This is a genomic window from Exiguobacterium sp. SH5S4 (assembly GCF_004337045.1).
GTDB lineage: Bacteria > Bacillota > Bacilli > Exiguobacteriales > Exiguobacteriaceae > Exiguobacterium > Exiguobacterium aurantiacum_A.
On sequence record NZ_SJUQ01000020.1, the window covers coordinates 1 to 25,630 of the forward strand.

25 protein-coding genes are annotated in these 25,630 nt (G+C 55.1%); 17 read left to right on the forward strand and 8 right to left on the reverse strand.

Annotated elements, in window-relative coordinates; genetic code table 11:
- The 5 genes from EVJ32_RS16500 to EVJ32_RS11375 form a co-directional block, all read left to right on the forward strand.
- Window positions 1-81 (forward strand): IS3 family transposase (locus EVJ32_RS16500; protein WP_131436690.1); only part of this gene is annotated, 81 nt, incomplete at its 5' end.
- Window positions 82-271: 190 nt separating this feature from the next.
- Window positions 272-1,291: an iron-siderophore ABC transporter substrate-binding protein gene (locus EVJ32_RS11360; protein WP_201738369.1), complete on the forward strand. Its 1,020-nt coding sequence runs from the start codon at window positions 272-274 to the stop codon at window positions 1,289-1,291.
- 4 nt (window positions 1,292-1,295) lie between these two features.
- A complete protein-coding gene (locus tag EVJ32_RS11365) occupies window positions 1,296-2,315 on the forward strand; it encodes a FecCD family ABC transporter permease (protein ID WP_131458508.1) in 1,020 nt (339 codons plus the stop codon).
- Entirely contained in the window at window positions 2,312-3,343 is a 1,032-nt protein-coding gene (locus EVJ32_RS11370; RefSeq protein WP_131458510.1) for a FecCD family ABC transporter permease, read from the forward strand. Before EVJ32_RS11365 ends, EVJ32_RS11370 begins: the two co-directional genes overlap by 4 nt.
- Window positions 3,344-3,515: 172 nt before the next feature.
- Complete coding sequence (locus tag EVJ32_RS11375; protein ID WP_016507888.1) at window positions 3,516-3,914, forward strand: cytidine deaminase; 399 nt, start codon at window positions 3,516-3,518, stop codon at window positions 3,912-3,914.
- 34 nt (window positions 3,915-3,948) lie between these two features.
- On the opposite strand, the gene EVJ32_RS11380 is transcribed toward EVJ32_RS11375, so the two are convergent.
- The 3 genes from EVJ32_RS11380 to EVJ32_RS11390 all read right to left on the reverse strand — a co-directional run bounded on the left by EVJ32_RS11380 (window position 3,949) and on the right by EVJ32_RS11390 (window position 6,102).
- Window positions 3,949-4,665: a polysaccharide deacetylase family protein gene (locus EVJ32_RS11380; RefSeq protein ID WP_131458512.1), complete on the reverse strand. Its 717-nt coding sequence runs from the start codon at window positions 4,663-4,665 to the stop codon at window positions 3,949-3,951.
- 180 nt (window positions 4,666-4,845) lie between these two features.
- Window positions 4,846-5,118, reverse strand: a complete 273-nt coding sequence (locus EVJ32_RS11385; protein WP_131458513.1) for a hypothetical protein — start codon at window positions 5,116-5,118, stop codon at window positions 4,846-4,848.
- An 84-nt stretch (window positions 5,119-5,202) separates the two neighbouring features.
- Window positions 5,203-6,102, reverse strand: coding sequence for a helix-turn-helix transcriptional regulator (locus tag EVJ32_RS11390; RefSeq protein ID WP_131458514.1), 900 nt, complete (start codon window positions 6,100-6,102; stop codon window positions 5,203-5,205).
- Between the two features lie 66 nt (window positions 6,103-6,168).
- Between EVJ32_RS11390 and EVJ32_RS11395 the strand changes: the two genes are divergently transcribed.
- Window positions 6,169-6,684 (forward strand): dihydrofolate reductase family protein, encoded by a 516-nt coding sequence (locus tag EVJ32_RS11395; RefSeq protein WP_131458515.1) that lies wholly within the window; start codon window positions 6,169-6,171, stop codon window positions 6,682-6,684.
- 41 nt (window positions 6,685-6,725) lie between these two features.
- On the opposite strand, the gene EVJ32_RS11400 is transcribed toward EVJ32_RS11395, so the two are convergent.
- The 4 genes from EVJ32_RS11400 to gnd all read right to left on the reverse strand — a co-directional run bounded on the left by EVJ32_RS11400 (window position 6,726) and on the right by gnd (window position 11,085).
- A complete protein-coding gene (locus EVJ32_RS11400) occupies window positions 6,726-7,028 on the reverse strand; it encodes a hypothetical protein (RefSeq protein ID WP_070328377.1) in 303 nt (100 codons plus the stop codon).
- Window positions 7,029-7,258: 230 nt separating this feature from the next.
- Window positions 7,259-8,758 carry a gluconokinase gene (gntK, locus tag EVJ32_RS11405; protein ID WP_131458516.1) on the reverse strand — a complete coding sequence of 500 codons (1,500 nt, stop codon included), beginning with the start codon at window positions 8,756-8,758 and terminating at the stop codon, window positions 7,259-7,261.
- A 16-nt stretch (window positions 8,759-8,774) separates the two neighbouring features.
- Window positions 8,775-10,118 (reverse strand): GntT/GntP/DsdX family permease, encoded by a 1,344-nt coding sequence (locus tag EVJ32_RS11410; RefSeq protein ID WP_016507825.1) that lies wholly within the window; start codon window positions 10,116-10,118, stop codon window positions 8,775-8,777.
- 82 nt (window positions 10,119-10,200) lie between these two features.
- Window positions 10,201-11,085: a phosphogluconate dehydrogenase (NAD(+)-dependent, decarboxylating) gene (gene gnd, locus EVJ32_RS11415; RefSeq protein ID WP_131458517.1), complete on the reverse strand. Its 885-nt coding sequence runs from the start codon at window positions 11,083-11,085 to the stop codon at window positions 10,201-10,203.
- Window positions 11,086-11,269: 184 nt separating this feature from the next.
- On the opposite strand from gnd, the gene EVJ32_RS11420 reads away from it, so the two are divergent.
- The 10 genes from EVJ32_RS11420 to EVJ32_RS11470 all read left to right on the forward strand — a co-directional run bounded on the left by EVJ32_RS11420 (window position 11,270) and on the right by EVJ32_RS11470 (window position 20,420).
- A complete protein-coding gene (locus tag EVJ32_RS11420) occupies window positions 11,270-12,346 on the forward strand; it encodes an NAD(P)/FAD-dependent oxidoreductase (protein WP_070328381.1) in 1,077 nt (358 codons plus the stop codon).
- The gene (locus tag EVJ32_RS11425; protein ID WP_131458518.1) at window positions 12,346-13,920 is read left to right on the forward strand and encodes a nucleoside recognition domain-containing protein; all 1,575 of its coding nucleotides are present in this window, start codon (window positions 12,346-12,348) and stop codon (window positions 13,918-13,920) included. Before EVJ32_RS11420 ends, EVJ32_RS11425 begins: the two co-directional genes overlap by 1 nt.
- 12 nt (window positions 13,921-13,932) lie before the next feature.
- Entirely contained in the window at window positions 13,933-15,153 is a 1,221-nt protein-coding gene (locus EVJ32_RS11430) for a GTP-binding protein (protein WP_131458519.1), read from the forward strand.
- Between the two features lie 2 nt (window positions 15,154-15,155).
- Window positions 15,156-15,692, forward strand: coding sequence for a dCTP deaminase (gene dcd, locus EVJ32_RS11435; protein WP_131458520.1), 537 nt, complete (start codon window positions 15,156-15,158; stop codon window positions 15,690-15,692).
- Window positions 15,693-15,957: 265 nt separating this feature from the next.
- Entirely contained in the window at window positions 15,958-16,806 is an 849-nt protein-coding gene (locus EVJ32_RS11445; RefSeq protein ID WP_131458521.1) for a MurR/RpiR family transcriptional regulator, read from the forward strand.
- Window positions 16,807-16,908: 102 nt separating this feature from the next.
- Window positions 16,909-18,495 carry an FMN-binding glutamate synthase family protein gene (locus EVJ32_RS11450; RefSeq protein ID WP_131458522.1) on the forward strand — a complete coding sequence of 529 codons (1,587 nt, stop codon included), beginning with the start codon at window positions 16,909-16,911 and terminating at the stop codon, window positions 18,493-18,495.
- 126 nt (window positions 18,496-18,621) lie between these two features.
- Window positions 18,622-19,017: a hypothetical protein gene (locus EVJ32_RS11455; protein WP_131458523.1), complete on the forward strand. Its 396-nt coding sequence runs from the start codon at window positions 18,622-18,624 to the stop codon at window positions 19,015-19,017.
- A 152-nt stretch (window positions 19,018-19,169) separates the two neighbouring features.
- Entirely contained in the window at window positions 19,170-19,712 is a 543-nt protein-coding gene (gene amaP, locus EVJ32_RS11460; RefSeq protein ID WP_070328388.1) for an alkaline shock response membrane anchor protein AmaP, read from the forward strand.
- A 12-nt stretch (window positions 19,713-19,724) separates the two neighbouring features.
- The gene (locus EVJ32_RS11465; RefSeq protein ID WP_131458524.1) at window positions 19,725-19,931 is read left to right on the forward strand and encodes a DUF2273 domain-containing protein; all 207 of its coding nucleotides are present in this window, start codon (window positions 19,725-19,727) and stop codon (window positions 19,929-19,931) included.
- Window positions 19,932-19,973: 42 nt separating this feature from the next.
- On the forward strand, window positions 19,974-20,420 hold the full coding sequence (locus EVJ32_RS11470; protein WP_131458525.1) for an Asp23/Gls24 family envelope stress response protein: 447 nt from the start codon (window positions 19,974-19,976) through the stop codon (window positions 20,418-20,420).
- Between the two features lie 193 nt (window positions 20,421-20,613).
- Here the strand turns inward: EVJ32_RS11470 and EVJ32_RS11475 are convergent, their stop codons facing one another.
- Window positions 20,614-23,067, reverse strand: a complete 2,454-nt coding sequence (locus EVJ32_RS11475; RefSeq protein ID WP_131458526.1) for a sensor domain-containing protein — start codon at window positions 23,065-23,067, stop codon at window positions 20,614-20,616.
- 638 nt (window positions 23,068-23,705) lie between these two features.
- Here EVJ32_RS11475 and EVJ32_RS11480 point away from each other — a divergent pair.
- Entirely contained in the window at window positions 23,706-25,553 is a 1,848-nt protein-coding gene (locus EVJ32_RS11480; RefSeq protein WP_131458527.1) for a DUF2194 domain-containing protein, read from the forward strand.
- The last annotated feature ends 77 nt before the right edge of the window (window positions 25,554-25,630 follow it).

Here is a 25,630-nt window from a genome sequence, read left to right on the forward strand (position 1 = left end):
ATATCGTTCTACAACCACGATCGTTTCCAGAAACGACTAAACGGCTTGAGCCCTGTCGAATACAGGTCTCAAGCCGCCTAGGCTGGTTTTCATTATTTGCCCTGTCTACTTGACGGGGAGCAGTTCACGTGAAGGCGATGGGTTTTTGCGTATTTCACGTTGACAACGTCAAGCCGTTCAGCCTATACTCATGAATGATAATGATTATCAATGTCGATTAAACGGCATTGTCATACGAAAAGGGGATCAGAACGTGAAAAACTACAAAAAGATGCTACATATGTTCATCGTCATGTCTGCCTTCGTGCTCGTGCTCGCCGGATGCGGCTCGAACAATGAAGACGCGGCCACGACCGATGAATCGACAGACACAGCGGAAGGCTATCCGATCACAATCAAACACGCGTTAGGCGAGACGGTCATCGACAAGAAGCCGGAACGCGTTGCGACGGTCGCTTGGGCGAACCAAGACGTCGCGCTCGCGCTTGACGTCGTCCCAGTCGGTTTCTCGGCTGCGAACTACGGTGTCCAGGACGGAAGCGGCATGTTGCCATGGACGGCTGAGAAGCTAAAAGACCTCGGGGAAGACAACCCGAACATTTACCAAGATACAGACGGTCTCGACTTCGAAGCGATTGCTGACTCACAACCGGACGTCATCTTGGCTGCCTACTCAGGCATCACGCAAGAAGACTACGACACGTTGAGCGAAATCGCACCGGTCGTCGCTTACCAAAAAACGCCTTGGGTGTCATCATGGCAGGACACGGTCCTCTACGACTCGATCGCCATGGGCATGGAAGCAGAAGGCAAACAGTTGATCGCAGACACAGAAAAACTCATCGCTGATAAAGCGGCTGAAGTACCGGACATGGCTGGCAAGAAAGCGGCCTTCATCGCGCTCAGCCCGGACGACCTTTCGAAGTTCTACATCTACACGACAGGTGACCCGCGTGGCGCCTTCATCGAAGAACTCGGTATGGAGTACCCAGAAAACATCACGGACCAAATTAAAGACGAGAACAGCTTCTACCTCGAGCTCAGCTCGGAGAACGCTGACATCTTGAACGACGTCGACCTCTTCGTCACTTATGGTAACGAAGAGACGTTGAAAGCACTTCAAGCGGACCCGCTCTACAGCAAAGTACCGGCCATCGAGCGCGGGTCGGTCGTCATGATCGAAGACAACACGCCGCTCGCGGCTGCCGGGACACCGTCACCGCTCTCGATCGAATACACGATCGACGACTACTTGAAGCTCGTGTCAGAAGCGATCGGGAAAGTCGAGTAATCATATGAATAGGCTGAAGAAGTTGCAAACGCCGAGACATTTCCCGCTCCTGCTCGTAGGATCGATCGTCCTGCTCGTCGTCTGCATGCTCGCTTCACTTGCTTTCGGCTCACGGACAGTCGGATGGGATGAACTGCTTGACGGTTTATTCCGTCCGGCTGTTCAGTCGTATGAAGCGGACATTGTCCGGCAACGGGTCGTGCGGACGCTGTTCAGTCTCATGTGCGGCGCGGCGCTCGGTGTGTCGGGTGCTTTGATGCAGTCGGTGACACGTAATCCGATCGCTGACCCGAGCATTCTCGGGGTGAACACGGGCGCGGCGCTGTTCGTCGTCGTCGGGATCGCGTTCTTCAACATCTCGACGGCGGGCGACTACATCTGGTTCGCCCTCGTCGGTGCGCTCTTGACGGCCGCGTTCGTGTTCGGTATCGGCTCGCTCGGACGAGGTGGTTCGACCCCGCTCAAGCTCGTCTTGGCCGGGGCGGCGACGAGTGCGGCCTTGTCCTCGCTCGTCATGGCGATCATGATCCCGCGCTCGAACGTCATGGACCAGTTCCGGTTCTGGCAAGTCGGCAGCGTCGGGGCGGGGACGATGGACTCGATCGTAACGTTCCTCCCGTTCTTCATCGCCGGCATCTTTATCGCCATCTTCGCGGCCCCGTCACTCAACATCATGGCGCTCGGCGAAGAGATGGCGACGGGACTCGGGGTCCGGATCGGTTCGTTAAAAGTCATCGCCTCGTTCGCCGGCGTCATCTTGTGTGGCGCGGCGACGGCCTTGGCCGGTCCGATCGGCTTTATCGGTCTGTTGGCCCCACACTTGATCCGTCTCGTGCTCGGGCCGGATGAACGGTACATCATTCCGATGTCAGCCTTATCGGGCGCCATCCTGTTGACGTTCGCCGACGTGGTCGGGCGTTTGCTCGGCAGTCCGGGCGAACTTGAAGTCGGGATCGTCACGGCGTTCGTCGGGGCACCGATTTTGATCGCCTTGACGATGAAAGTGAAGGTGCGTGGCCTATGATGAAGCATTCAGTTCAACCTATCATTCACAATAGTCGCAAGCGCCGGCAGCGGACGGTGTTCGTGACACTCGTACTATTCGTGCTCGCGCTCGCCTTGAGCGCGACGATGCTCATGCTCGGCAATACGATCTATCCGGTCGCGGACGTCGTCCGTGTCTTGTTCGGGGAACAAGTACCGGGTGCCTCGTTCGCCGTCGGCACGATCCGTCTGCCGCGCATGCTCGCCGGCGTCTTCGCCGGACTCGCGTTCGGCATCGCCGGGACGGTGTTCCAGACGATGCTCAGAAACCCGCTCGCCAACCCGAACGTCATCGGCATCACGACAGGGTCGAGCGCGGCCGCCGTGTTCGGCATCGTCGTCTTGCAGGCGAGCAACACTTTCGTCTCGATGATCTCGGTCATCGGGGGACTCGCGACGGTCATCGTGCTCTACGTCTTATCAAAAGGCGCCGTCTTCTCGATCGGACGTCTCGTCTTGGTCGGGATCGGCATCCAAGCGATGCTGACCGCGGTCATCAACTACTTATTGCTCATCAGTCGCCAAAACGATGTCGGGACGGCGATGCGTTGGCTGAGCGGCAGTTTGAACGGGGTCAAGATGGAGACGTTACCGCCGCTCATGCTCGCGGTCGCCCTCTGTCTCCCGGTCATCCTCCGCCTCAGCCGGCAGCTGCAGATTTTAGAGCTCGGGGAGATGACGGCGACGTCGCTCGGTATCAAGACGAACCAGACCCGGGTGCTCTTGATCATCGCCTCGGTGCTCATGCTCGCCTTGGCGACAGCGACGACCGGACCGATCGCTTTCATCGCCTTCCTCGCTGGGCCAATCGCGAAACGGCTCGTCGGGGATGGGCGCTCGACGATCATTCCGGCCGGACTTGTCGGCGTCGTCCTCGTGCTCGCCGCCGATCTGATCGGTCAGTTCGCCTTCACCGTCCGCTATCCGGTCGGGGTCATCACCGGCATGGTCGGCGCGCCGTATTTGATTTACCTCTTGATCCGGATGAACCGGAGAGGGGAGTTGTAACGAGAGAGGAGCCGTGTCGGGTGGGACACGGCTTCTATTTCGTCTAGGTGAAAGCGTCAACAAAAAAATGTTGACTTGTCTCAAGTGCGAGGTGTATGCTAGAAATCCTGCCCAAAAATCGAGGCACGGGAACTGGCATCAGTTCATTTTGAGTCAGAGAGGACATGATCCCATGAACCAACAACAATTAGTCGAACGCGCCCGTCAATTGAAAGAGAACGCCTACTCACCGTATTCGAACTTCCGTGTCGGAGCAGCGTTGCTCATGAAGGACGGAACGGTCATCGACGGCGTCAACGTCGAGAACGTCTCGTTCGGAGCGACGAACTGTGCCGAGCGCACGGCTGTGTTCACGGCCATCGCGCAAGGCTATAAAAAAGGTGACTTCGAAGCCGTCGCGGTGTCAGGTGACACGGTCGACTTCTTGCCGCCATGCAGCATCTGCCGCCAAGTGCTCGTCGAGTTCGGCGATCCCGACTTTAAAGTGTTGCTCACGAACGGCAACGCCGACGTCAAAGAAGTGACGCTCGAAGAACTCGTTCCGCTCGCGTTCACAGAGCTCGAGATGTAAACAGCAATGCCGAGTCCATGCGACTCGGCATTTTTTACTGTCTTGGCTTCCATTTATTGAAGAAGTTGTGCGGGGTTTTGATGCCTTGTAGCGTCCTGAATTCGTAGCCGCGTTTCTTCGAATGGCGGAGGATGTAGTCGAGTGCGGCCGGGGTGATCGAATGGTCGTGAGTCAAAATGATCGAGGCGATTCTCGCTCTGTAGTTCGCGTCGAGCCGGGCGAACACTTGATTTTGGACGCGGCGGTTGTCCGACTTATACCGGTAGTCGAGACTGTCGATGTTCCAGTCCCACATTTGGAAGCCGGCCTTTGCCATCGCTTGCCTGTGCGCTGATGTCATGTACGGGTCGCTACCGTACGGGGTGCGGACGATGTTCGATTTGACGCCTGTCACTTGAAAGACGAGCTTTTGGACCGTCTGCATCTCGCGCACGGCTGTCGTCGGCGTCCGGTAAAACTTATGACGGTCGTGCGTCATCCCGTGCAGAGCGATGAGGTGTCCTTCGGCGACGATCCGCTTCAGCATTTTCTCATTGCCTTTTATATTGTTGCCGAGAATGAAAAACGTGGCCTTGACCTTATGCTTCTTCAAGACGTCGAGCAACGCGCCCGTCTGACGATGCGGCCCGTCATCGAACGTCAAATAGATAAGGCTGCGGTCGTTGTACGCTTTTGGCGTCGCCGCGGATGCTGACGACAACGGGCTGAGCAACAGACAGGCCAACACGAACAAAATCAAGCTCTTCTTCATCGTACAAACCCTCCTAACGTTAAGTCGATGGGGGTTGGACGGTGCCGGCGTGAAATATACGTTACTCTTTACCCGATTAGAAGGCGAAACAGCATATTTTTGTACAAGAAATGGATGATTCGCGTTGCTCGTTTATAGCCAAGACAAAGCCCATCAATCGGTTGATTGACGGGCTGATTTTTAGTTCGTGAACGCTGGTGTTTTGTAGTACCGGACGACCTTGATGAGTGTCGATGTGACGAGTCCGATCGCGAGTGGCAACGTGATGACGCCGATACCTTGCTCGGTGACAATCATATTTCCTTCCTCATAATAGCCCTTAAAATAGAAAACGCCTGAACCAATCGTCTCGTTCAACTCGAGCGTCGAGACGTTGAGGTATACCATGATGGCGCAGAGGGAGACGACACTGATGGAAAGGAATAACGTGGAGAACGATAGCTTGTTAGTCATAATAGCGCTCCTTTACATGTAGCAATATGAACTGATATTACCATATAAAGACAATTTTGACATGAGGCCAAAGCATCGATTTGCTCACCGATACAGGTCCCAAAGCCGTTCTGTTTGATCTCGCATCATCTCACGCAATTCGATCGGTGCCACGACCTCGACTTCCGCGCCGGCCGCGAGCAACTGCCGCGACAAGAACGGGAGCTCTGCTTCCGGCACATCCCACTCATTCTTTTCAGCGATATCGGGTAATACGTCTTCAAGCAGACGGCGGCCGAGCGGAGTGATATTGAGCCGGACGGTCACGCCGGTTCGTTCGTCAATTGCTTCGAGGAGCGTCGCCAAATCATCTGCTTCAAACGTCTTATCGAGCAGGCGTAGCGCTTCGACCCGGTCGATCCGATATTGACGCAACCCGTAATCCGAGAGACCGAACACGTACCATTTGAAGTTGAGGAGCGCCATCCCGACCGGCTCGATTGTGAACGTCCGTTGTCCTTTCGTCGTCGCGTACGTCATTTCGACTTTTCGTTTTCGTTCGACCGCCTCATAGACGTCTTTCGTGAACGGTGCCGGCGGGACAGTCTTGTTCCCGAGCCAAAGAATGTTCTTTTCAAGTCGGGCGATCTTCATCTCGAGGTCGTGCGGCAGCTCGTTCACGTACCAGTCGGACAGCGTGTCGCGCATATCGCCGAACGGTACGTCCGGGATCTGTTCCATCCATTTGAGCGTGAGGTAGAGCGCGACCGCTTCTTGCTCCCGGAGCTGGAGCGGCGGTAGCAAGCGGTTCGGCAACATCTCATAACCGCCGCCCGTGCCAGGGACGCTCCATATCGGATAGCCGAGTTCTTCAAGCGTGAACATGTCCCGTTGAATCGTCCGGACCGAGGCACCCGTCTCTGTCGCCAGTTCGTCCGCCGTGAAGCGTCGTCCCCGGTTGAGCAATCGGATCAACTGCAAATGTCGTTTTTTCAAATGAACCATTCCCGTCATGTTTTGTCGTGTTTGTCGATTAAGCTGAATGTATCACGAACCAAGGAGGAATACATCATGGCAAACGTCGTCGTATATATCGCGATGAGTTTAGATGGAAAGATCGCTCGGACGAACGATCAGCTCGATTGGCTATTTGAAATTATTGGGGATGGGGACAACGGTTACGCCGACTTCTTCAAGACGGTCGGTGCGGTCATCATGGGGCGGAAGACATACGAGGAAGTGTTGAAGTTAGAGCCTGACCGCTATCCGTACCCGGACATCCCGAACTACATTCTGACGCGGAGCCCGGAGCGGGAAGCCGAGCACGTCACGTTTACGGACGAGCCGATCGAGCAGTTGATCGAGCGGTTGAAACGAGAAGTCGACAAAGACGTCTGGCTCATCGGCGGCGGGGAAATCATCAAGGCCGCGATGGAACACGATTTGATCGATTGTTATGAGATCGCCATCGCACCGGTCGTCCTAGGAGAAGGCATCCCGCTCTTCCCGGAAGGCACGAAGGAGACGAAGTTGAGACTGACGAGTCAGCGCGCGTCCGGACAGTTCGTCATGGTGACGTACGAGTGAAATCGCTCAATTTCTTGAAGATAACCAAGCGAACAGAACTTCTATGTACTAGAAGTTCTGTTCGCTTGGTTATCTTTTTCTTTTTTGAAAATGCCAACTAACAGCAGAGTGAGTCCGATTAAGAAAATAATGGGGAAGATAAGCCACATGATTAATCCGGCCCAACCATTTTCGACACTAATTGCATAGGAGAGCCCGATTGAAAATGCTAAAGCGGGTGAAATGGGAAGCATCAGAGCGATGCCCCATATTTTATATTTTTTCTTTCTCGATTCTCCCGTACTAAACCAATAAGCCACAAATGCACCTATACATGCAATGATATATCCAACAGCAATGGCCACTGAATCAATCCCTTCTCCTGATGATCATCCTTTTCATTCACTAAAACTTATAACCCTTCCAAGAGCAGTGTAGACACTTTTAACCCTATCGTTATTTTCCATATATGTAATTGAATATCCTTTCGTAAACCTGTCATTCATTCGAATGATTATATTCTGACGATGAATAGACTCTAGCACCTCCAACTGGATCCATCAAAAAACCGAGCCCTTGAAGGACTCGGCTTCTCTCACACATGTTTCCGCTGAAACGCAGCAATCGCTTCATACTCTTCCGCGAAATGACGCGATAAGCGAATATAGATCGGAAGTAGTTCCCGATATACGCTCGTCGCCTCTACGTCCGGAATGTGCTCATGCGTCACTTGCGGCACCGCCGTGAAGTCGTCGATGTCACCGAACGCATACTCGCCGAGCATGACCGCACCTAAGCACGAACTCTCATGGCTTTCCGGCACGACGACCGGCGTGTCGAAGATGTCGGCCATCATCTGGCGCCATAGCTTCGACTGGGCGAAACCGCCCGTCGCATGGATCCGGTTCGGTGCGCCTGTCAACTCGTCGAGTGCGAGCATGACCGTGTACAAGTTGAAGATGACGCCTTCTAAGACGGCACGGATGAAGTGCTCACGCTTATGGTGGATGCTCAGACCGAAGAATGAACCGCGTGCGTTCGAGTTCCAGAGCGGGGCCCGTTCGCCCATCAAGTACGGGTGGAACAACAGTCCGTCAGAACCTGGTTTGACCGTCTCGGCGATGCGCGTCAACACGTCATAGGCGTCCATGCCGAGCCGTTTCGCTGTCTCGACCTCGCTCGCCGCGAACTCGTCGCGGAGCCAACGCAAGATGATGCCTCCGTTGTTTACCGGTCCACCGATGACCCAATGCTTGTCGGTCAAGGCGTAACAGAAGATCCGGCCTTTCGGGTCCTCGACCGGCTCACGGACGACCGTCCGGATGGCACCGCTCGTCCCGATCGTGACGGCGACGACGCCCGGTTCGAACGCCCCGACACCGAGGTTCGACAGCACGCCGTCGCTTGCCCCGATAACGAGCGGGAAGTCCCAGCCGAGCGTCTCACGCACGTCTTGCTTTAATTGAATGATCTTGGTCGTCGGGACGAGTTCGGACAGTTGGTCCGGTGTGACGCCGGCGATATGTAACGCCTCCGCGTCCCAGTCGCACGTCTTCAAATTGAACAGACCGGTCGCCGAGGCGATCGAATGGTCGACGACGAAGCGTCCGGTCAGGCGATAGAAGACGTACTCTTTGATCGAGACAAACTTGGCGGCACGCTTGAACACGTCCGCATGTTCCGCTTTTAACCAACGCAGTTTCGACAGCGGCGCCATCGGATGGACCGGCGTGCCGGTGCGCATATGGAGCGCGCTCGCGTCAAAGTCGCGTTTAATCTCCTGCGTGTACGGGTTGGCCCGGCTATCGGCCCAGGTGATACTGTTCGTGAGCGGACGCCCTGACACATCGAGTGCGATCAAGCTGTGCATCGCTGAGCTGAACGAGACGAAGCGGATCGGCCCGTCGGCTTGCGCCCGGACGGCACTGACTGCTTCAAGCACCGCCCCGTAGATGACGACCGGGTCTTGCTCGGCCGTCTCCGTGTCCGGGGTGAGGAGCGGGTACAGCACGTTATGTACCGCGAGTTGTTGGTGATTCTGAAACAGGACGGCTTTTGTACTCGTCGTCCCAATGTCGACGCCAATGGTGTACACACAATCACTTCCTTTGTTAAATGATGAATAGGCTGATCAAGAAGACGACCGCAAATCCGGTCAGTCCGATAATCGTCTCCATGACGGTCCACGATTTGAGCGTGTCTTTCACGTCTAGACCGAAGTAGCGGTTGACGAGCCAGAAGCCCGAGTCGTTGACGTGTGAGAGGACAGTCGCACCGGAAGCGATGGCGATGACGATCAAGCCGAGCGCGGCCCCAGTGATGTTTTGAATCTCAAGAAGCGGCGTGATGAGTCCTGCCGCCGTGACCATTGATACGGTCGCTGAACCTTGGGCGACGCGGACGACGGTCGCAATCAAGAAGGCGAGCACGATCGCCGGAAGCGGTGACCCGGCCATCATCTCCCCAAGGACGTCACCGACACCTGAGTCGATCAAGATTTGTTTGAACACGCCGCCGGCACCGGTGACGAGGATGATGATCCCGGCCGGTTCGAGCGCTTTCGTCGCAATCTCTTGCACTTCGTCACGTGTGTAACCACGGCGCGTGCCGAGGAAGATGAACGTGAGGAGCGTCGCGATCGTCAAAGCGACGAACGGATGACCCATGAACGTCAAGAACGTACGAATCGTATTTCCTTCATCTAACAGTACCGCAGACAACGTGTTCGCAAGAATCAACACGAGCGGGATCGAGATGAGCGAGATGATCATTTTGAAACTTGGCAATTCTTTCGATGTATCGATCTCTTCAAATTCCATATAGTCCGGGATGGTGACGTGAATCTTGTTCGCGATGTACTTCCCGAAAATTGGACCGGCGAGAATCGCTGCCGGAATCCCGGCGATCACTCCGAACAAGATGACCCAACCGAGCTCGGCACCGATGAGGTTTGCGACCGCAATCGGACCTGGTGTCGGCGGGATGAAGCTATGTGTGACGGCGAGGCCGGCGAGGAGCGGGATGCCGTAGTAGAGCAGCGAGCGACCCGTCCGCTTGGCGAGGCCATAAACGATCGGAACGAGAATGATGAAGCCGACGTCGAAGAAGACCGGGACGGCGACGATGAAACCGGTGATGGCGAGTGCCCATTGTGCCTTGTCCTCGCCGAACTTGTTGACGAGTGTCTGGGCGAGACGTTCCGCGCCACCTGATACTTCTAACATTTTACCAAACATGGCACCGAGTCCGACGACGACGGCGACGAAACCTAGCGTTCCGCCCATCCCGTTCTGAATCGAGGTGATGACATCCCCGAGCGGCATTCCGGCCGCGATCCCAACGAGCAAGCTGACGAGCAAGAGCGAGACGAACGCATGAAGTTTCGTCCGCATGACCAAAAATAAGAGCAAGAAGATGCCGGCGACGGCGATCAAGATAAGTGTAGAGCCTGACATATGTAGTTCCCCCTTTACCGTATGTGTAACCGTTTACAAATTTTTACAAAGGAAAAGGCCACCCCTGACCTTCTCCCGAACATTATTTTTTGACGACCGCGTGGCCTCCGAACTCGTTGCGGAGTGCGGCGACGACTTTACCTGAGAACGTGTCGTCCTCGAGTGAGCGATAGCGCATCATGAGAGACATGGCGATGACCGGGGCCGCCGCCTGCAATTCGAGCGCCGTCTCGACCGTCCATTTTCCTTCCCCTGAGGAATGCATGACGCCACGGATCTCATCGAGCTTGGCGTCTTTTTTGAACGCGTTCTCGGTCAGTTCCATGAGCCATGACCGGACGACCGAGCCGTGGTTCCAGACGCGGGCCACTTGTTCGTAGTCGTAGTCGAACGGACTCTTCTCTAAAATATCAAACCCTTCGGCAATGGCTTGCATCATGCCGTATTCGATGCCGTTGTGGATCATCTTGAGGAAGTGGCCGCTGCCGGCCGGTCCCGTATACAAGTAGCCGTTGTCGACCGAGAGGTCCTTGAAGATCGGCTCGATGGTTGGCCAAGCCTTCGCGTCACCGCCGACCATCGTGCAGGCCCCGTTGCGTGCACCGTCCGTCCCGCCGCTCGTCCCGCAGTCGAAGAACAAGATGTTCTTCTCTGCGAACTGCTCGGCGCGTGCGACCGACAATTTATAGTTCGAGTTGCCGCCGTCAATGACGATGTCACCAGGTTCGAGTCGCTCGAAGAGTTCAGTGAGCACCGTCTCCGTGATGTCACCAGCCGGGACCATCGCCCAGACGACACGGGGCGCCTCAAGCTTGTCGACGACGTCCTTAAGTGTCGGGACGATCTCAAACGCTGTCGTCGCCTCGACGCTCGACGCGTCCGTTCCGATGACCGTGTGACCGTGGTCGCTCAAATTGAGCGCCAAGTTGTAACCCATTTTACCTAATCCAATCAAACCGATTTTCATAACGTCACCTCAAAAAAAGAATTTTTTTCCGTCTCTAGTCCATAATATCAAATAAAATTCGATTTTCAATTTAATTTTTGAAATTTATTTCGATTTTTTTATTTGGCCGGTTTCTGACTTGACAATCCTACTCAAGCAGTTCTATAAATAGTAATGATTACGATTAAGGGATAGGAGTGGTCGAATGATTACCGTCATCGGAGCCGGACCCTCGGGCGTTGGAATGTCCATTTTATTGAAGAAGTTAGGATTACCTTTCGTCTTGGTCGACCGAGACGAAGTTGGGGCCAGTTTAGCGAAGTGGCCGGAAGAGACGACGTTTTTGACCCCGTCCTTCACGGCGCATGGTTTTGGCGCCCTCGATTTGAATGCAGTCGCACCGAATACGTCACCAGCGTATTCGCTCCATAAAGAGCGTTTCACCGGATTGGAGTATCAACGCTACTTAAAGAGTCTCGTTGCGTTTTATGAAATTCCGTTCGAGAAGCGAGGCATTTACAAAATTAAAAAACAAGGTGATGCGTTTAAGCTGAGCCACTCTGACGGGACTAGCCTGAGCGATTTTGTCATCGTGGCGACGGGTGAGTACGGTGCGCCGATCCAGCCGTTTGAGGCCGGCAAACACGTCTCGACCGTGACGGCGTATGACGAAGAGTCGACGAGTGTCATCATCGGCGGCGGTGAGTCGGCGGCAGATGCCGCCATCCATTTGGCCAAGCATCGCGACGTCCTCGTCCTAATGAAAGAACAATGGGGGACGCAGCATCATGACCCGTCGACGACGCTCTCACCTTACACGAGACAACGTTTGTTCCCGTTGCTCTCGGACGGGAGCGTCAAGACGCGTTTCGTGACCGTTCAAGCGATCACCGAACAAGATGGCATCTATTCGATCAAGACGGACGGCGGAACGGTCAAGACGGATCACGTCCCAATCGTCGCCACCGGCTATAAACCGAACCTCGGTCCGTTCCGCGAATGGTTCGAATGGGACGCCTCCGGTATGCCGGTCTTGAATGACCGAGACGGCTCGACGATTGACGAGCGTCTATTTTTAATCGGACCGAGTGTCCGGCAACGTAACGTCATCTTCTGTTTCCTTTATAAATATCGTCAGCGCTTCGCCGTCGTCGCCGAGACGATGTTGACACTGTCGGACCAGCAGGTGGACAAGGACCAGGCCGACGTCTTCAACGACTATATTGACAACGATATGTTTTTGGACGACTTGTCCTGCTGCGACGCCGGATGTGACTGCTGATGGACGTCGCACTGATCGGACTCGAATCGTCCGGCAAATCGAGCCTCCTCTATCGGCTGAGTCAGTACAAGACGGCCCGTGGCTTGAACCAGCGTGGGTCGACGACCGATGTCGTCTCGTTCGAGGCGAACGGACTGACGTTTCATGACATGCCGGGGCTGCGGCACGACACCGATTTCGAGCGCTATCGCCATGTGACGGACGAAGCGGACGTCCATGTCGTCTTTGCTCGGGCTCATCAGTTGATTCGTGAGTGGAAGCGGCTTGAACGGGTCCTCACGTCGGGCAAACGGATTTTGCTCGTCATCTCACACATCGACCGACTTGATGAGGATTCGCTGCGCCGAGTCGAGCACCAGTTGAAGAAGCGGCAAATTCCCCACGTCATGCTGCAGACGCCCGGCATCACGTGGAAGACACAATCGTTTTTCAAACAGTTGACCGAGGCACGGGCACTGTCCTTAGCAGATGTCTCGGCCTTGACGAGTCTATACGTCAAGCAGACGGACCCGGTCAATCTGTTCTTGAAGCACCCTGTCGGCGGGGTCGTCGCAGCGGTGCTCACGATTATCCTGTTGTACGGGCTCCCGGTCGCCCTCGCCTATCAAGTGGCGAGCAGGCTCGAGCCGTTCATCGAGCGCTTCGTTGACGTCGGGTCGACGTTTATCGACGGGGCCTTTTTAACGACGATGCTGTTCGGCGATTTCGGTTTGCTGTCGCTCGGCCTCTATTCGTTCGTCTGGGCGTTCCCGGTCGTCGTCTTGCTCGGCGTGATGGTCGGCGTGACTGATGACACCGGACTGAAGGACAAGCTTGCGGACGCACTCGATCCGGTCATGCGCAAGCTCGGCTTGAGTGGCCAGGACTTGATTCCGTTCCTTGGTGGCTTCGGTTGCAACGTGACGGCGCTCGATCAGACGAAAGGGTGTCATGCGTGCACACAGAAGAACTGCGCCTCGCTCATCTCGATCGGTTCGGCGTGCAGCTATCAGATGGGGGCGACACTGTCCGTGTTCGGCGCCATCGGGAAGCCGATGCTCGTGTTCCCGTACGTGTTCAGCCTGCTCGTCATCTCGCTCGTGCACTTGAAGCTGTTTGCCCGTAAAGAAGTGCCGCTGTTCTGGCGGCATGAGACGTTCTTGCAGCCGGCCCAGGCCGCGAACGTGCTGCGCCACGTCCGCGACGTCGTCGGTCAATTCATGACGCAGGCGATGCCGCTCTTCTTGCTCATCTGTCTGGTCGCGGCGATGCTCGATTGGACTGGGCTGATCGCGCTGCTCGAGTCGGCGATGACACCGATCCTGTCGCTCTTACAATTGCCGGCTGTCGGGGCGGCCGCCTTGTTCGCGAGCATCATCCGAAAAGATGGGATTCTATTGTTGAACGAATCGGCATCAGCCATGGCGACCGTCGATGTGTTCTTACTCGTCTTGTTCGCCTCAGTGGCGACGTCGTGTCTCGTTACGATGACAAAACTCGGCAAACTGTTCGGTTGGCGCCAGGCGACGCGGACGATCGCGCTTCAGTTCGCAACGGCGTTCGGCGCCGTCTTTATCTTGTCGCACCTATTATAAAAGGAGGAATACATGATGAACAAAATTCCAGTTACCGTCCTGTCGGGTTATCTCGGCGCGGGCAAGACGACCGTATTGAACCATTGGCTCAACAACCGCGAGGGCAAGCGTCTCGCCGTCATCGTCAACGATATGAGCGAGGTCAATATTGACGCCGCCTTGATCGACCAGGGCGGATTTGCGCGGACGGAAGAGAAGCTCGTCGAACTGTCGAACGGTTGCATTTGTTGCACGCTCCGCGACGACTTGTTGATTGAAGTCGAGCGCCTCGTCAAAGAAGGAGACTACGACGGGATCGTCATCGAGTCGAGTGGGATCTCGGAGCCGGTACCGGTCGCCCAGACGTTCACGTTCGCCGATGAAGAGAACGGGATTGACTTGTCGCGCTATACGAAAATCAATGCGATGGTGACCGTCGTCGATGCGTATGGATTCATGCAGGACGTCCGTTCGCGTGACGCACTCCTTGACCGTGACCAGGCCGTCGGTGACGAAGACGACCGGACGATCGCCGATCTGTTGATTGAGCAGGTCGAGTTCGCCAACGTCATCGTCTTGAACAAAGTGGACCGGATGACCCCTGATACGCTGAAAGAAGTCAGACAGACGCTGAAGGCGCTCAATCCGGGCGCGCTCGTCATCGAGTCGACGTTCGGTCAAGTGTCAACAGACATTCTAACGCTCGACTTGTTCGATTTCGAAGAAGCGCAGTTGAACGCCGGTTGGGTGCGCGAGCTGCAAGGCGGACATCATCACCACACCCCGGAAACCGAAGCGTACGGCATCTCGAGCTTCGTCTATCGGGCGAACCGTCCGTTCCACCCTGATCGCTTCGCCGCCTTTTTAGACAAGTGGCCAACCGAGGTCGTTCGGGCGAAAGGGTTCCTCTGGATCGCCTCACGACATAACCTCGTCAGTGAGTTCAGCCGGGCCGGCTTCCATCATTCGCTCGAGCACGTCAGCCGCTGGGTCGCGACGTTGCCGATGCTCGACCAAGACTATTACTTACGGGAGATGCCGGGCTTGTCAGAGCGTTGGGACACAGAGCATGGTGACCGCTCGACCGAACTCGTCATGATCGGAATCGGTTTTGACCAGACGACATTGACGGCCGAGCTCGATGCATGTCTCGCGACGCGTGCAGAGCTTGAGACAAACTTGAAGGCAGTCGACCGCTTACCGAGTCGGGACGCGTACGAGCGGATGATTCATGCGCTCGGGTTGGAGGCGTGACCATGATTTTATCCCGACAATCGATTGAGCGGGGCATGCAGTCAGGTTCGATTCGGGTCGACGGAGCGGATGCACTTCAGCTTCAACCGGCGTCTGTCGATTTGCGTGTCGGCCGGCACTACCTGCAAGTCGACCCGAGCCAGACTTCGATGTTGACGCTGGATGCGACTGCGGCGTATCTCGAATTCGAGACGGACAAGATGGTCATCCCGCCGAAGACGTTCGTGCTCGCGACGACGATGGAGTACGTGTCGATCCCGAACGACATGACCGCTTTTGTCGAAGGAAGGAGCTCGATCGGCCGGCTCGGTCTGTTCATTCAAAACGCAGGCTGGGTCGACCCAGGCTTTGAAGGGCGAATCACGCTCGAACTGTTCAATGCCAACCAAGTCCCGATTGAGATCGAGGCTGGGCGACGGATCTGTCAGCTCGTGTTCGCGAAGCTCGATGAGGCGACTGCGCCGTATGCCGGCAAATATCGGGGACAGCCGAGTGTCACGGCGAGTCGTGTCGCGGCTGACTTTGAAGTGACGCCTTGAGAATCGTCCCTTGTCAGATTTCGTTCTAACGGTACACAAACAAACCTCCGTCACGGTTGACGGAGGTTTGTTTATTCGAGTAATCGGTCGAGCGCTTGCCACGTCATCTTCTCGTTTGAAGCCTTCTCCGGTGAATATGCGAGCGACTTTGGCCGCATAGTCCTTGTCCCGAAGAAGTGAAGCGACAAACGCAGGAACATCGTCTCGTCATTGCGGAATTTTTTTCGGAAAGGTATCGTTAAGAGAGACGAAAGGGTGATAGATGATGGAATCGATGAATGGACTGGCCCGTATCCGCGGTGCCTATTCGACACTCAGCAAAAAAGAACAACGAATTGCCGACTATATGTTGAAACAACCGGAACTGATCATTCACCATACGATCAATCAAGTGGCCGACGACTTAGATGTCGCCGAGTCGACCGTGTTCCGTTTCTGTCAACGCGTCGGCTTCAAAGGGTATCAGGCGCTAAAGATCGCGCTCGCCTCGGATATCGTCGCACCGCTCCATGATATCCATGAAGACATCACGCAAGACGACACGCCACTTCAAATCGCCGAAAAAATTTTCGCGACGAACGTCAAGACGATCGAGTCGACCCGCCAAATCTTAGAAGAGGCGACGATGCAGCAGGCGGTCGACTTGTTGCTGTCGGCCCGCCGCATCGAGTTTTTCGGGAGTGGCGGTTCGGCTGTGATCGCACTTGACGCGTACCACAAATTCGTCCGTAGCGGCCTGCTCGTCACGGCGAATTTAGAATCACATATGCAGCTCATGTCGGCGTCACAGCTGACGACAGACGACGTCGCCGTCCTCATCTCGCATTCGGGTGCCTCGAAAGAGACGCTCGACGTCGCGCACGTCTGTCGGGATCGCGGTGTGCCAATTATAGCAATCACGAACTACGCCAAATCACCGCTCTCGAAACTCGCCGATGTCGCCTTGTATACCGTGTCGCAAGAGACCGAGTTCCGTTCCGAGGCGCTCGCTTCGCGTATCGCCGAGCTCAGTTTAATTGACGCTCTGTTCACGGTCGTCATGATGCAACGCGGGGAAGTGGGACGGGATGCGCTCCGTCAGATGCGGGAAGCCATCTCACGCCGTCGTATGTGAAAACAGCTCCGACCCAGGACGTTACGGGTCGGAGCTGTTTCATCGCTCACCCGACGTGGTATCGGATAAGGACAACCGAACGCTACGGGAGGAGAGAGGACGATGTCGCTCAACACGACGATGCTGGTCGTACTGCTCATATTGATGGTGCTTTTGATTTCGATGCCGTTCATGCTGCTGTTCTACTTATGGATGAAAGACCGCAATCAGCGCGAGCACGCCGTCCTCCGCAACTTCCCGCTCCTCGGTAAGGTCCGCTACATCCTCGAGATGATTGGCCCCGAGCTGCGCCAATACCTATTTTCGAACGACAACGAGGCGACGCCGTTCTCGCGGAACGAGTACGAATCGGCCGTCATTTCCGGGAAATATAAGTCGCGGCTCATCGGTTTCGGGTCGGAACGGGACTTCGACGCGAACGGCTTCTACGTCCAGAACGCCTTGTTCCCGACGCAACGGACCGACTTGAAGATTGCCCGAGACGAGACGGTGACGACGCATATGTATCATCTCGACGCCGACAATCTGTTCACGCGAAAAGAGCACATCGTCGAGCAAAAGGTGTCACCGTATTTATTGCCGCTTGCAGACGCGCCCGTCATCGGCAAAGACACGTGCCGGGAGCCGTTCCAAGTGCGCGGCCTCATCGGTCAGTCGGCGATGAGCTTCGGCTCGCTCGGCGAGAACGCCATCAGCGCGCTCTCGATTGGTCTCGGTCGGGCGAAAGGGACATGGATGAACACCGGGGAAGGCGGCTTGTCCGACTATCACTTGAAAGGGGACGTCGACCTCGTCTACCAGATCGGACCGGCATTGTTCGGTGTCCGGACCGAGGACGGGGCGTTCTCATGGGAGGCGTTCGAGGAGAAGAGTGCCATCAAACAAGTGCGCGCCTTCGAGCTGAAGCTCGCCCAAGGTGCGAAGACGCGGGGCGGCCACATCGAAGGTACGAAAGTGACGCCGGAGATCGCCAAGATCCGCAACGTCAAAGTCGGCGTCAGCATCGACAGCCCGAACCGGTTCAACGAGTTCCATACGAACACGGAGATGCTCGCCTTCATCGAACGGTTGCGCGACGTCGGGGGCAAGCCGGTCGGCATCAAGCTCGTCGTCGGTCGGCTCGATGACCTCCATGACCTGATCGCCACCATGGCCACGTCCGATCGATATCCGGACTTCATCACCGTCGACGGCGGGGAAGGCGGGACCGGGGCGACGTATCAAGAGCTCGCGGACGCGGTCGGACTGCCGCTTCACGCCGCATTGCCGTACGTCCATCGTCTCCTCGTCGAGCATGGACTGCGCGACAAGATCAAACTGTTCGCCTCCGGCAAGCTCGTGACGGCCGATAAAGTCGCCATCGCCTTAGGCCTCGGCGCGGACTTCGTCAACATCGCCCGTGGCCTCATGTTCAACGTCGGCTGCATCCAGGCACAAGTGTGTCATACGAACCGGTGCCCGGTCGGTGTCGCGACGACGGACCCTAAGCTGCAACGGGCGCTCGTCGTTGACGAGAAGAGCTTCCGGGTGACGAACTATATCATCTCGCTTCGCGAAGGGCTGTACAACTTGACGGCCGCGGCCGGGCTCACGATACCGACCGAGTTCTCGGCCGAGCACATCATCTATAAGTATGACGACGGACGGGTGAAGCCGGGGACCGAACTGTTCGGGACGAGCGACGGCTAAGAGCTGCCGCTTTTTTGTCATTGCGAAATGTGAAAATTGCGGAATAGGCTGCGGATAGGGTTATGTTTTGACAAAGCGTGGAAATGATACATATCTAGCGAAATACGGATAGAGAGGCTGAACACTATGAACAACATCGAATTTTTGTCGGCTGACCACTATCGCGTGTTCAAACAACTGGCACGGCGGTTAGAAGACCCAGGGGCGGCGGGGAAAGAATATTTCTCGGCGCTGTATGTGATCGCGGGGAACGAGCGGGTGCGTGACATTCTGCTGCCGTACGTCAACCTCGAGACAGGGAGAATCAACACATCGACAATCATCGACGACAATACGTTCGATAAGGGCGAGCTCGTCCTCGTCAAACTTGTCATCCATCTGTACAACCATAAAGAATGGGTGCTGCCGACGGAACTGATCAGCCTGCCGCAAGAGGACTATCAGCTCGCGATGCAAGCGATCACGCTCTGTCGCGACGAACAGTTCGATAAAATAACCATTCCGGACGATGAAGAAGCCTGACATGGGCTTCTTTTTGGTTGTCGTCAAACCATCTTCAAGTTCATAACGTGAAATGTTTTATGCACGTCTGAAAGGGAAATTATTAAGTATATACATAGAGAGAGAATGAACGTTATGTCGTGAAATAAGCTATTCGTAAAGGGGATAGGGGCATGAATGGATTGAATCGATTCATTTTGGTCATCACGGGCATTGTCGGGTTGGTCAGTGTTGGGGTGCTGTTGCTCGGAGTCTATGACGTCCCACGACTCAGTTCCTATCTAGAACGGTGGCAAAATCAAGACGAGTACGTATACACCATCCTCGCAATCTCCATTTTCCTTGGCATTGTGTTTATCTTGATGCTTCTGACCGGACTCATCGCCAAATCGAAATCGGAACGATATACGATCGAGACAGGGGAAGGTCGAATCACCATCTCGACCGAGAAGATCGAGAAGATGGTGTACGAATCGTTGAAGACGTTCCAAGGCGTGCGGACGCCGGACGTCAAAGTCGACATCGATTCAAAGAAAGAGAGCGTCCACGTCCATATCGATTGTTCAGTCTTCAATCGTGACGGGCTGCCGACGCTCGGGAAAGAGATTCAGACGCACGTGAAAGAGCGGCTTGAAGCATTGCTTGAATTGCCGGTGACTGACGTGTCACTCCACATTCAAGATACGAAACGTCAAACGTCAGAACGAGTCGTATAAGGAGGTGCTGTGATGGATGTGAAAACGATGTTGTTTCCTTACCGATTCCGTCTGCTCGGAGTCGTTGTCGGGATTGTCATTGCGGTACTGTTCCTGACAATCGGCTTCGGCCAGACGCTTCTCATCGTGTCGCTGGCGTTTGTTGGATTTTTACTCGGCAAGTGGGCGGACGGTGTGCTTCGGGTAGACGAATGGGTGTCATTTTTCACGCGGAAGTAAACGGAACGAGTCAGTTCGAGGATTAGGAAGGGGAGAAGGGCCATGCAAAGCGAAAACACGAATGTCCAGAAGAGCGCGTCAGACGAAACGGTGCGTCAAAACAAGTTGACGTTTGAAGACCAAGTCATCAAAAAGATTGCGGGACTTGCGACTGGCGAGGTCCAAGGCATCTTGTCGATGAGCGGTGGCTTCATGAGCGGGTTCGCAGACCGGTTCCGGAGTACAGAGGACATCACGAAAGGCATCGACGCCGAAGTCGGCGAACATCAAGTCGCGCTCGATTTACGGGTCATCGTCGAATACGGAAAGAGTATACCGGGCATCTTTAACGAGACCGTCGCCAAAATCAAGAAGGCGATGCATGACATGACCGGCCTTGATGTCGTCGAGGTGAATATGCATGTCGAGGACGTCATGACGCGGGCGGAGTTCGATGCGAAAAGTAAATCGAGTGAAGAAGGTACCGAGCCGAGCCGTGATCTTGTTTGACGAGGAGCATATAGGTGATGCTTCCACTTGAAAAACGTTAAATGCTTTGAACAGGGTAGTATCGTCCCACGTGGGATGACACTACCCTGTTTTCTTTTTAAAGTCTAGCTACGTGCAGCCTGTCCAAAACAGGACAAGGGCAAGGAAAAAGGACGCTCGGACAAAGCGGGGGTCGTTCAGTGCCCTCGACTGATCACAAAGAGCCTTTCGAAACTTGTGTGTTTTGTTGAAGCGCCATCATGACACGGTGCGATTCACTCGCATCGAGATAGCTCGCCTCGTATTCGAACAAGCCGCTTTCGAGCTCGGTCACACGGACGAGTCGGACGAGGATCTCTGTCTTGTCACCGACTTGCGGCAAGAGGATCTTCAATTCGATGGCCTCGGTGACCGGCAGGCGGAGCCGGGCGTAAAAATGTAGGCTTTGCAGCCCGTTCTTCGTCACGAAGATCGGTGTCGAGCCGATCGACAGCTCCCGATCGTGGAACTTGTGGATCGTCACGCTCGCCTCGAGCGAGAACGCCTGTCGCGTGACGGCTGGGCCGACCGTCTCCGTCGTCGCTAGGAAGCGGTCCTCGAGCGCCCGTTCGAACTGCTCGGCACCGAGCGGACGACTGAACAAGTAGCCTTGGACGATGCGGCAGTTGAGGCGTCGGACGACATCGAGTTGTTCGAGCGTCTCGACGCCTTCGATGACGACGTCCATCGCAAACTCCTCGGCCATGAACAGGATCGTCCGCACGATCGCCTGTGTCTTCTTGTTCTCATGCAAATCAGCGGCGAACTGTTGATCGATCTTGATCGTCTTGATCGGATACTGCTGCAAATAAGATAACGACGAGTAGCCGGTCCCGAAGTCGTCGAGGGCGACACGGATATTGGCGGCGTCGAGCTGTTCGAGTGTATCGTGAATCTTCCGATTATCGCTCAAGACATCGGTCTCTAATATCTCAATCTCGAGCAGCGACGGTGTGAGCGTATAGCGGCGGAGCGCCCGCGTGATCGTCTCGGCATAATGCCCGTGCAACAGTCGTTTCGGTGACACGTTGATCGACACCGGAACGACGGGGAGGTCTTTGTCCTGCCAGTCGTGGAGATGGGCACACGTATGATGGAGCACCCAGTCGGCGAGTTGGATGTGGAGGTCGCTCTCTTCAGACAACGGGATGAAGTCGTTCGGCGGAATCCGTCCCCATTCGGGATGTTGCCAGCGGACGAGCGCCTCGGCCCCGACGATCCGGCCCGACCAGGCGTCGACTTTCGGTTGGAATTCAAGGAAGAGTTCGTCCTCTTCGATGGCGCGACGCAAATCGTTGCCGAGCTGATGACGCCGATACGAGTCGATATTGAAGCTCGAGGCGTAAAAGACGAACCGGTCCATACCCGGCAAGTTCGTCCGGCCGAGTGCCGTGTTGGCATACTGTAGCAGTTCTTCCGGGACGGTCGAGTCATGCGGATAGCGGCTGACCCCGATCGAGACGGGCGGGCGCCATTCGTACGGGCCGACTTGGATATGCTTCTCCCCGAGCTTGAGCAAAGACTGGCAGTTCGTGATCAACGAGGTCTCGTCCGTGACATCGGGCAAGAGCAATATGAATTCGTCACCCCCGAGATGACCGACGAAACTGCCGTTCGGCAATCGATGGAGCAGGGCCGACGTCGCTGCGGCGATCCAGTCATCTCCGACGGCGTAGCCGAAGTCGTGATTGATCCGGTGAATCGAGTTGAAGCTGATCGTCAGGACCGCGATGTGCTCATATTGCTCCATCCGTTCGTCCAACTCATGGAGAAACAGGCTCCGGTTCGGCAGACCGGTGAGCGAGTCGTGCATGGCGAGCTGCCAGATCTGTTCTTCTTGCGTCTTCAGACGGGTGATATCATGGGCGATACTGATGACGGCCATGACCGTGCCGTCGTCGTCAAACTTCGGGATGAGGCGTTCCTCGACCCAATTGACGCTGTCGTTGAAGTTGATCCGATAGAGGACGATCGTTTCCTGTCCCGCTTCGACGCTCGTATGGGCGGCCTGGACTTTGGCCAAGTCGTTCCCGTGGATCGCGTGATGGTAAGATGTCGGGTCCTCGCCCATCGCTTGCGGTGCCGTCTGGAACAACGTCTCAAATCCGGCCGTATAAAACTCGAGCTTCCCGGTCCGTAAATCTTTGCGGTAGATGGACGCCTCAACGTGCTTGTATAAGTCGCGAAGACGTTCCACCTCGTCCTTTAAGCGGTCGACTTGCGTGATGTCCCGGGCGATCCCGTACACGCCGACGATCAAGTGGTTGTCATAGGCAGGGATGTTGGTGATCTGAAGCTTCAACATGCGGCCGTCCTTCTGTTTCGCCATGCATGTGTACGTCTCTTCAGTTCCTGACAGGGCGCTTGCGAAATACGTTTGGATCCGTTCGGCGTCCGCCTCGGTCGTGAAGCGGGCGAAGTGCGTGAACAGCTCACGCTTCGTGTAGCCGAGCAAGAGCGACAGTTTCTCGTTGGCGTCGACGATGTTCCCGTGAATGTCGAGCAAGAAGACCGGGTCGAGGTGTCCTTCGATGAAGTGGCGGTCGTTCGTGACGTCAGCGAGTGCGATCGGTAAATCAGTGGCAGCCAATCGAGATTTGAGCGGATTGATCCAGTTGAACCGAGTCATAGTTTCCTCCTTAATCTAAATATATCAAGTCAGGAACGGTGAAACATTCCTGATTTTCATTTCCAATCATTACAAAAACAGCAACGTGTACAAATATACGCATAATTTGACGAGTAGTAAATATGTTTGAGTGAAGAGTCAATAAAACGGGAAAATAGACCTAAAGCGTCGCGATATTAGAAGAATCGGGCGATTGTTTATATGTATACACAAGTAGGAATGAAATCACATGATATATTTTTTGTATATATTATTTCCATATAGTGATAGCGGGATCGTCGCCAGACTGTGATTCTAGGCACTGAACGTGTCAGTCGACGGACCAGCATACCCATAACACGAAAACGAACGAATCATGCGTCTCAGAGTATACACCTAATTCAAGGAACGGTCATAACATTCATAAAAGCGATGTGCGTCACATGATCAACGGTCACCATCGAGCGGATCGACGACCCGGCTGCATGCCACGGACGGAAAAACCGACCTTGTCCCTTGATGTCGGGGCAACTTGTGTTCGCAGACGAGGGAGAGGCTACCCTTCGCCCGTTGCTTGACCGGATGAAAGATATGGTGCCGGAAAGCACCACCCTAGAAGACAGGCGGTTCATTCTTAGACGGTTAGAAGGTGCAGTCTGATGAACAAATCAATGATCAGCTATGTCGCTGCCTTAGTTTCGCTACTCTTAGTCGGAATTCTATTTGTCCAGTTGCTTAGACTCGACTATGGCCACCGGTTGATCCCGACCAAAACCAATGAAGCGAGAGAGTTCAAGACGCTAGCGGGTGAGAACAGAGAACTTGAAGGAGAGCCGATCGACATCTACATTCATCAAAACGAGGACGAATTGTCCGAGGCGATTTTGACGAACTTCAAATACGCGCTCGACTACGCCAAACTCCCATACACATCGATCACGGCTGCACAAATCGAGGGGCTTGACCCGTCACCGTATAACGTGCTCGTCTTGAGCGGAGAAAACACGGAGCAGTGGCCGTACGAGACGATCAAACAGTTCGTCGAACAAGGGGGGCGCCTCTATATCGTCGGACGTTTCATCGACGCGAAGTGGGCTGACCTCGTCGGTGTCAGCGAATTCGGGGACTTTATAGACGGGGTCGACGGGCTTACCTTTGAACGAGAACTCTTCCCGGGCTATGTCGACCTATCGCCAGACTCTGAATTGTTATTGTTTATCCACAGTATCGCCGACGTCGAGCTCGCGGCGCGTTCCGACGTGCTGATCACGGCGAAAGACGAGCCGATTTTATGGATGGCGCCATATGGTGACGGTGAAGTCATGTTTTGGAACACGACTTCGCTGTCTGACAAAATCTCACGCGGCTTGATGGTGCAGGCGCTGACGATGATGTTCCCGGCTTTCGTGACCCAGCAATCCGGCATTAAAGTCGTCCACTTTGATGATTTCCCGGCACCGGTGCCCGATAACTCGATCCCGGTCATCGAGGACGCGTACGGGTTGTCGATCAAAGATTTCTTCTCAGACGTCTGGTGGCAGGACGTGCAACAGATTGCCCGCGACCATGATCTGGTCTACACCGGGTTTATGATTGGGAGCTATAAAGCGTCGAGTGAAGAGAGCGTCGACCAACTTATTCAAAAGATCCGGGCATCGATGTTCGAATACGGGCGTGGTCTCATGCAAGTGGACGGGGAGATCGGGCTGCACGGATTTAACCACCAGCCGTTAGTGACGAACGGGGAGACGATGGACCCTGACCTCGGGTACACGGCGTGGGCGAGTCGAGAGGAGATGCGGAGCACCGTCGAACGGGTCGTCGAAACGTTCGACTATTACATGCCGAAAGAAGAGATTCGGAGCTACGTTCCCCCATCAAACATTATCGGGGCGTCTGGCCTTTCTGTCTTGAACGAAGCATTCCCTGACGGACTCATCATCGCTAGCCTGTACAGCGGGGACACCTCGAAAGGCAGTTACGTCCAAGAGTTCGGCCCCGATCCGATTTATGAACATCTATATAACTTTCCGCGCATTTCGAGCGGATATAATGAAACGATAGACGACCAGTTCGTCATCGTCGACGCGATCGCAAATTTTGGACTCGTGTCGCACTTTATTCATCCGGACGACGTGTTGGATGAACGGCGCTCGAAAGGACAGGGTTGGGCGACGATGAAAGACTCGTTTGAAGACATGTTCAAGATGATTGACCGGACGTATCCGCACCTTGAGGCACTCACCCAGTATGACGCGTATCAAAAGTACGAACTGTATCAACAAGCAGACATCGAGGTCGCTTATACTGAGGACACGATTGAAATCAACAGCGACCAGATGCTGATACCGTCGACGATGCTCATCCGTCTGCAGGCAGGGACATATTTGGAAACGGGCAAGTTCTCGTTCGGAAGCGTTCGCCCGTTCGGAGATAGCGGGACGTTGTATCAACTCGAATTGAAGACGTCTTACGTCAGCCTCGAGATTAAGAGCGATACCAAGTAGATCGTAAACAAACGACTCCTCCGAGCATCTCGGAGGAGTCGTTATGTGTATTGAAAGGCAGAAACGCGACAAGGGCA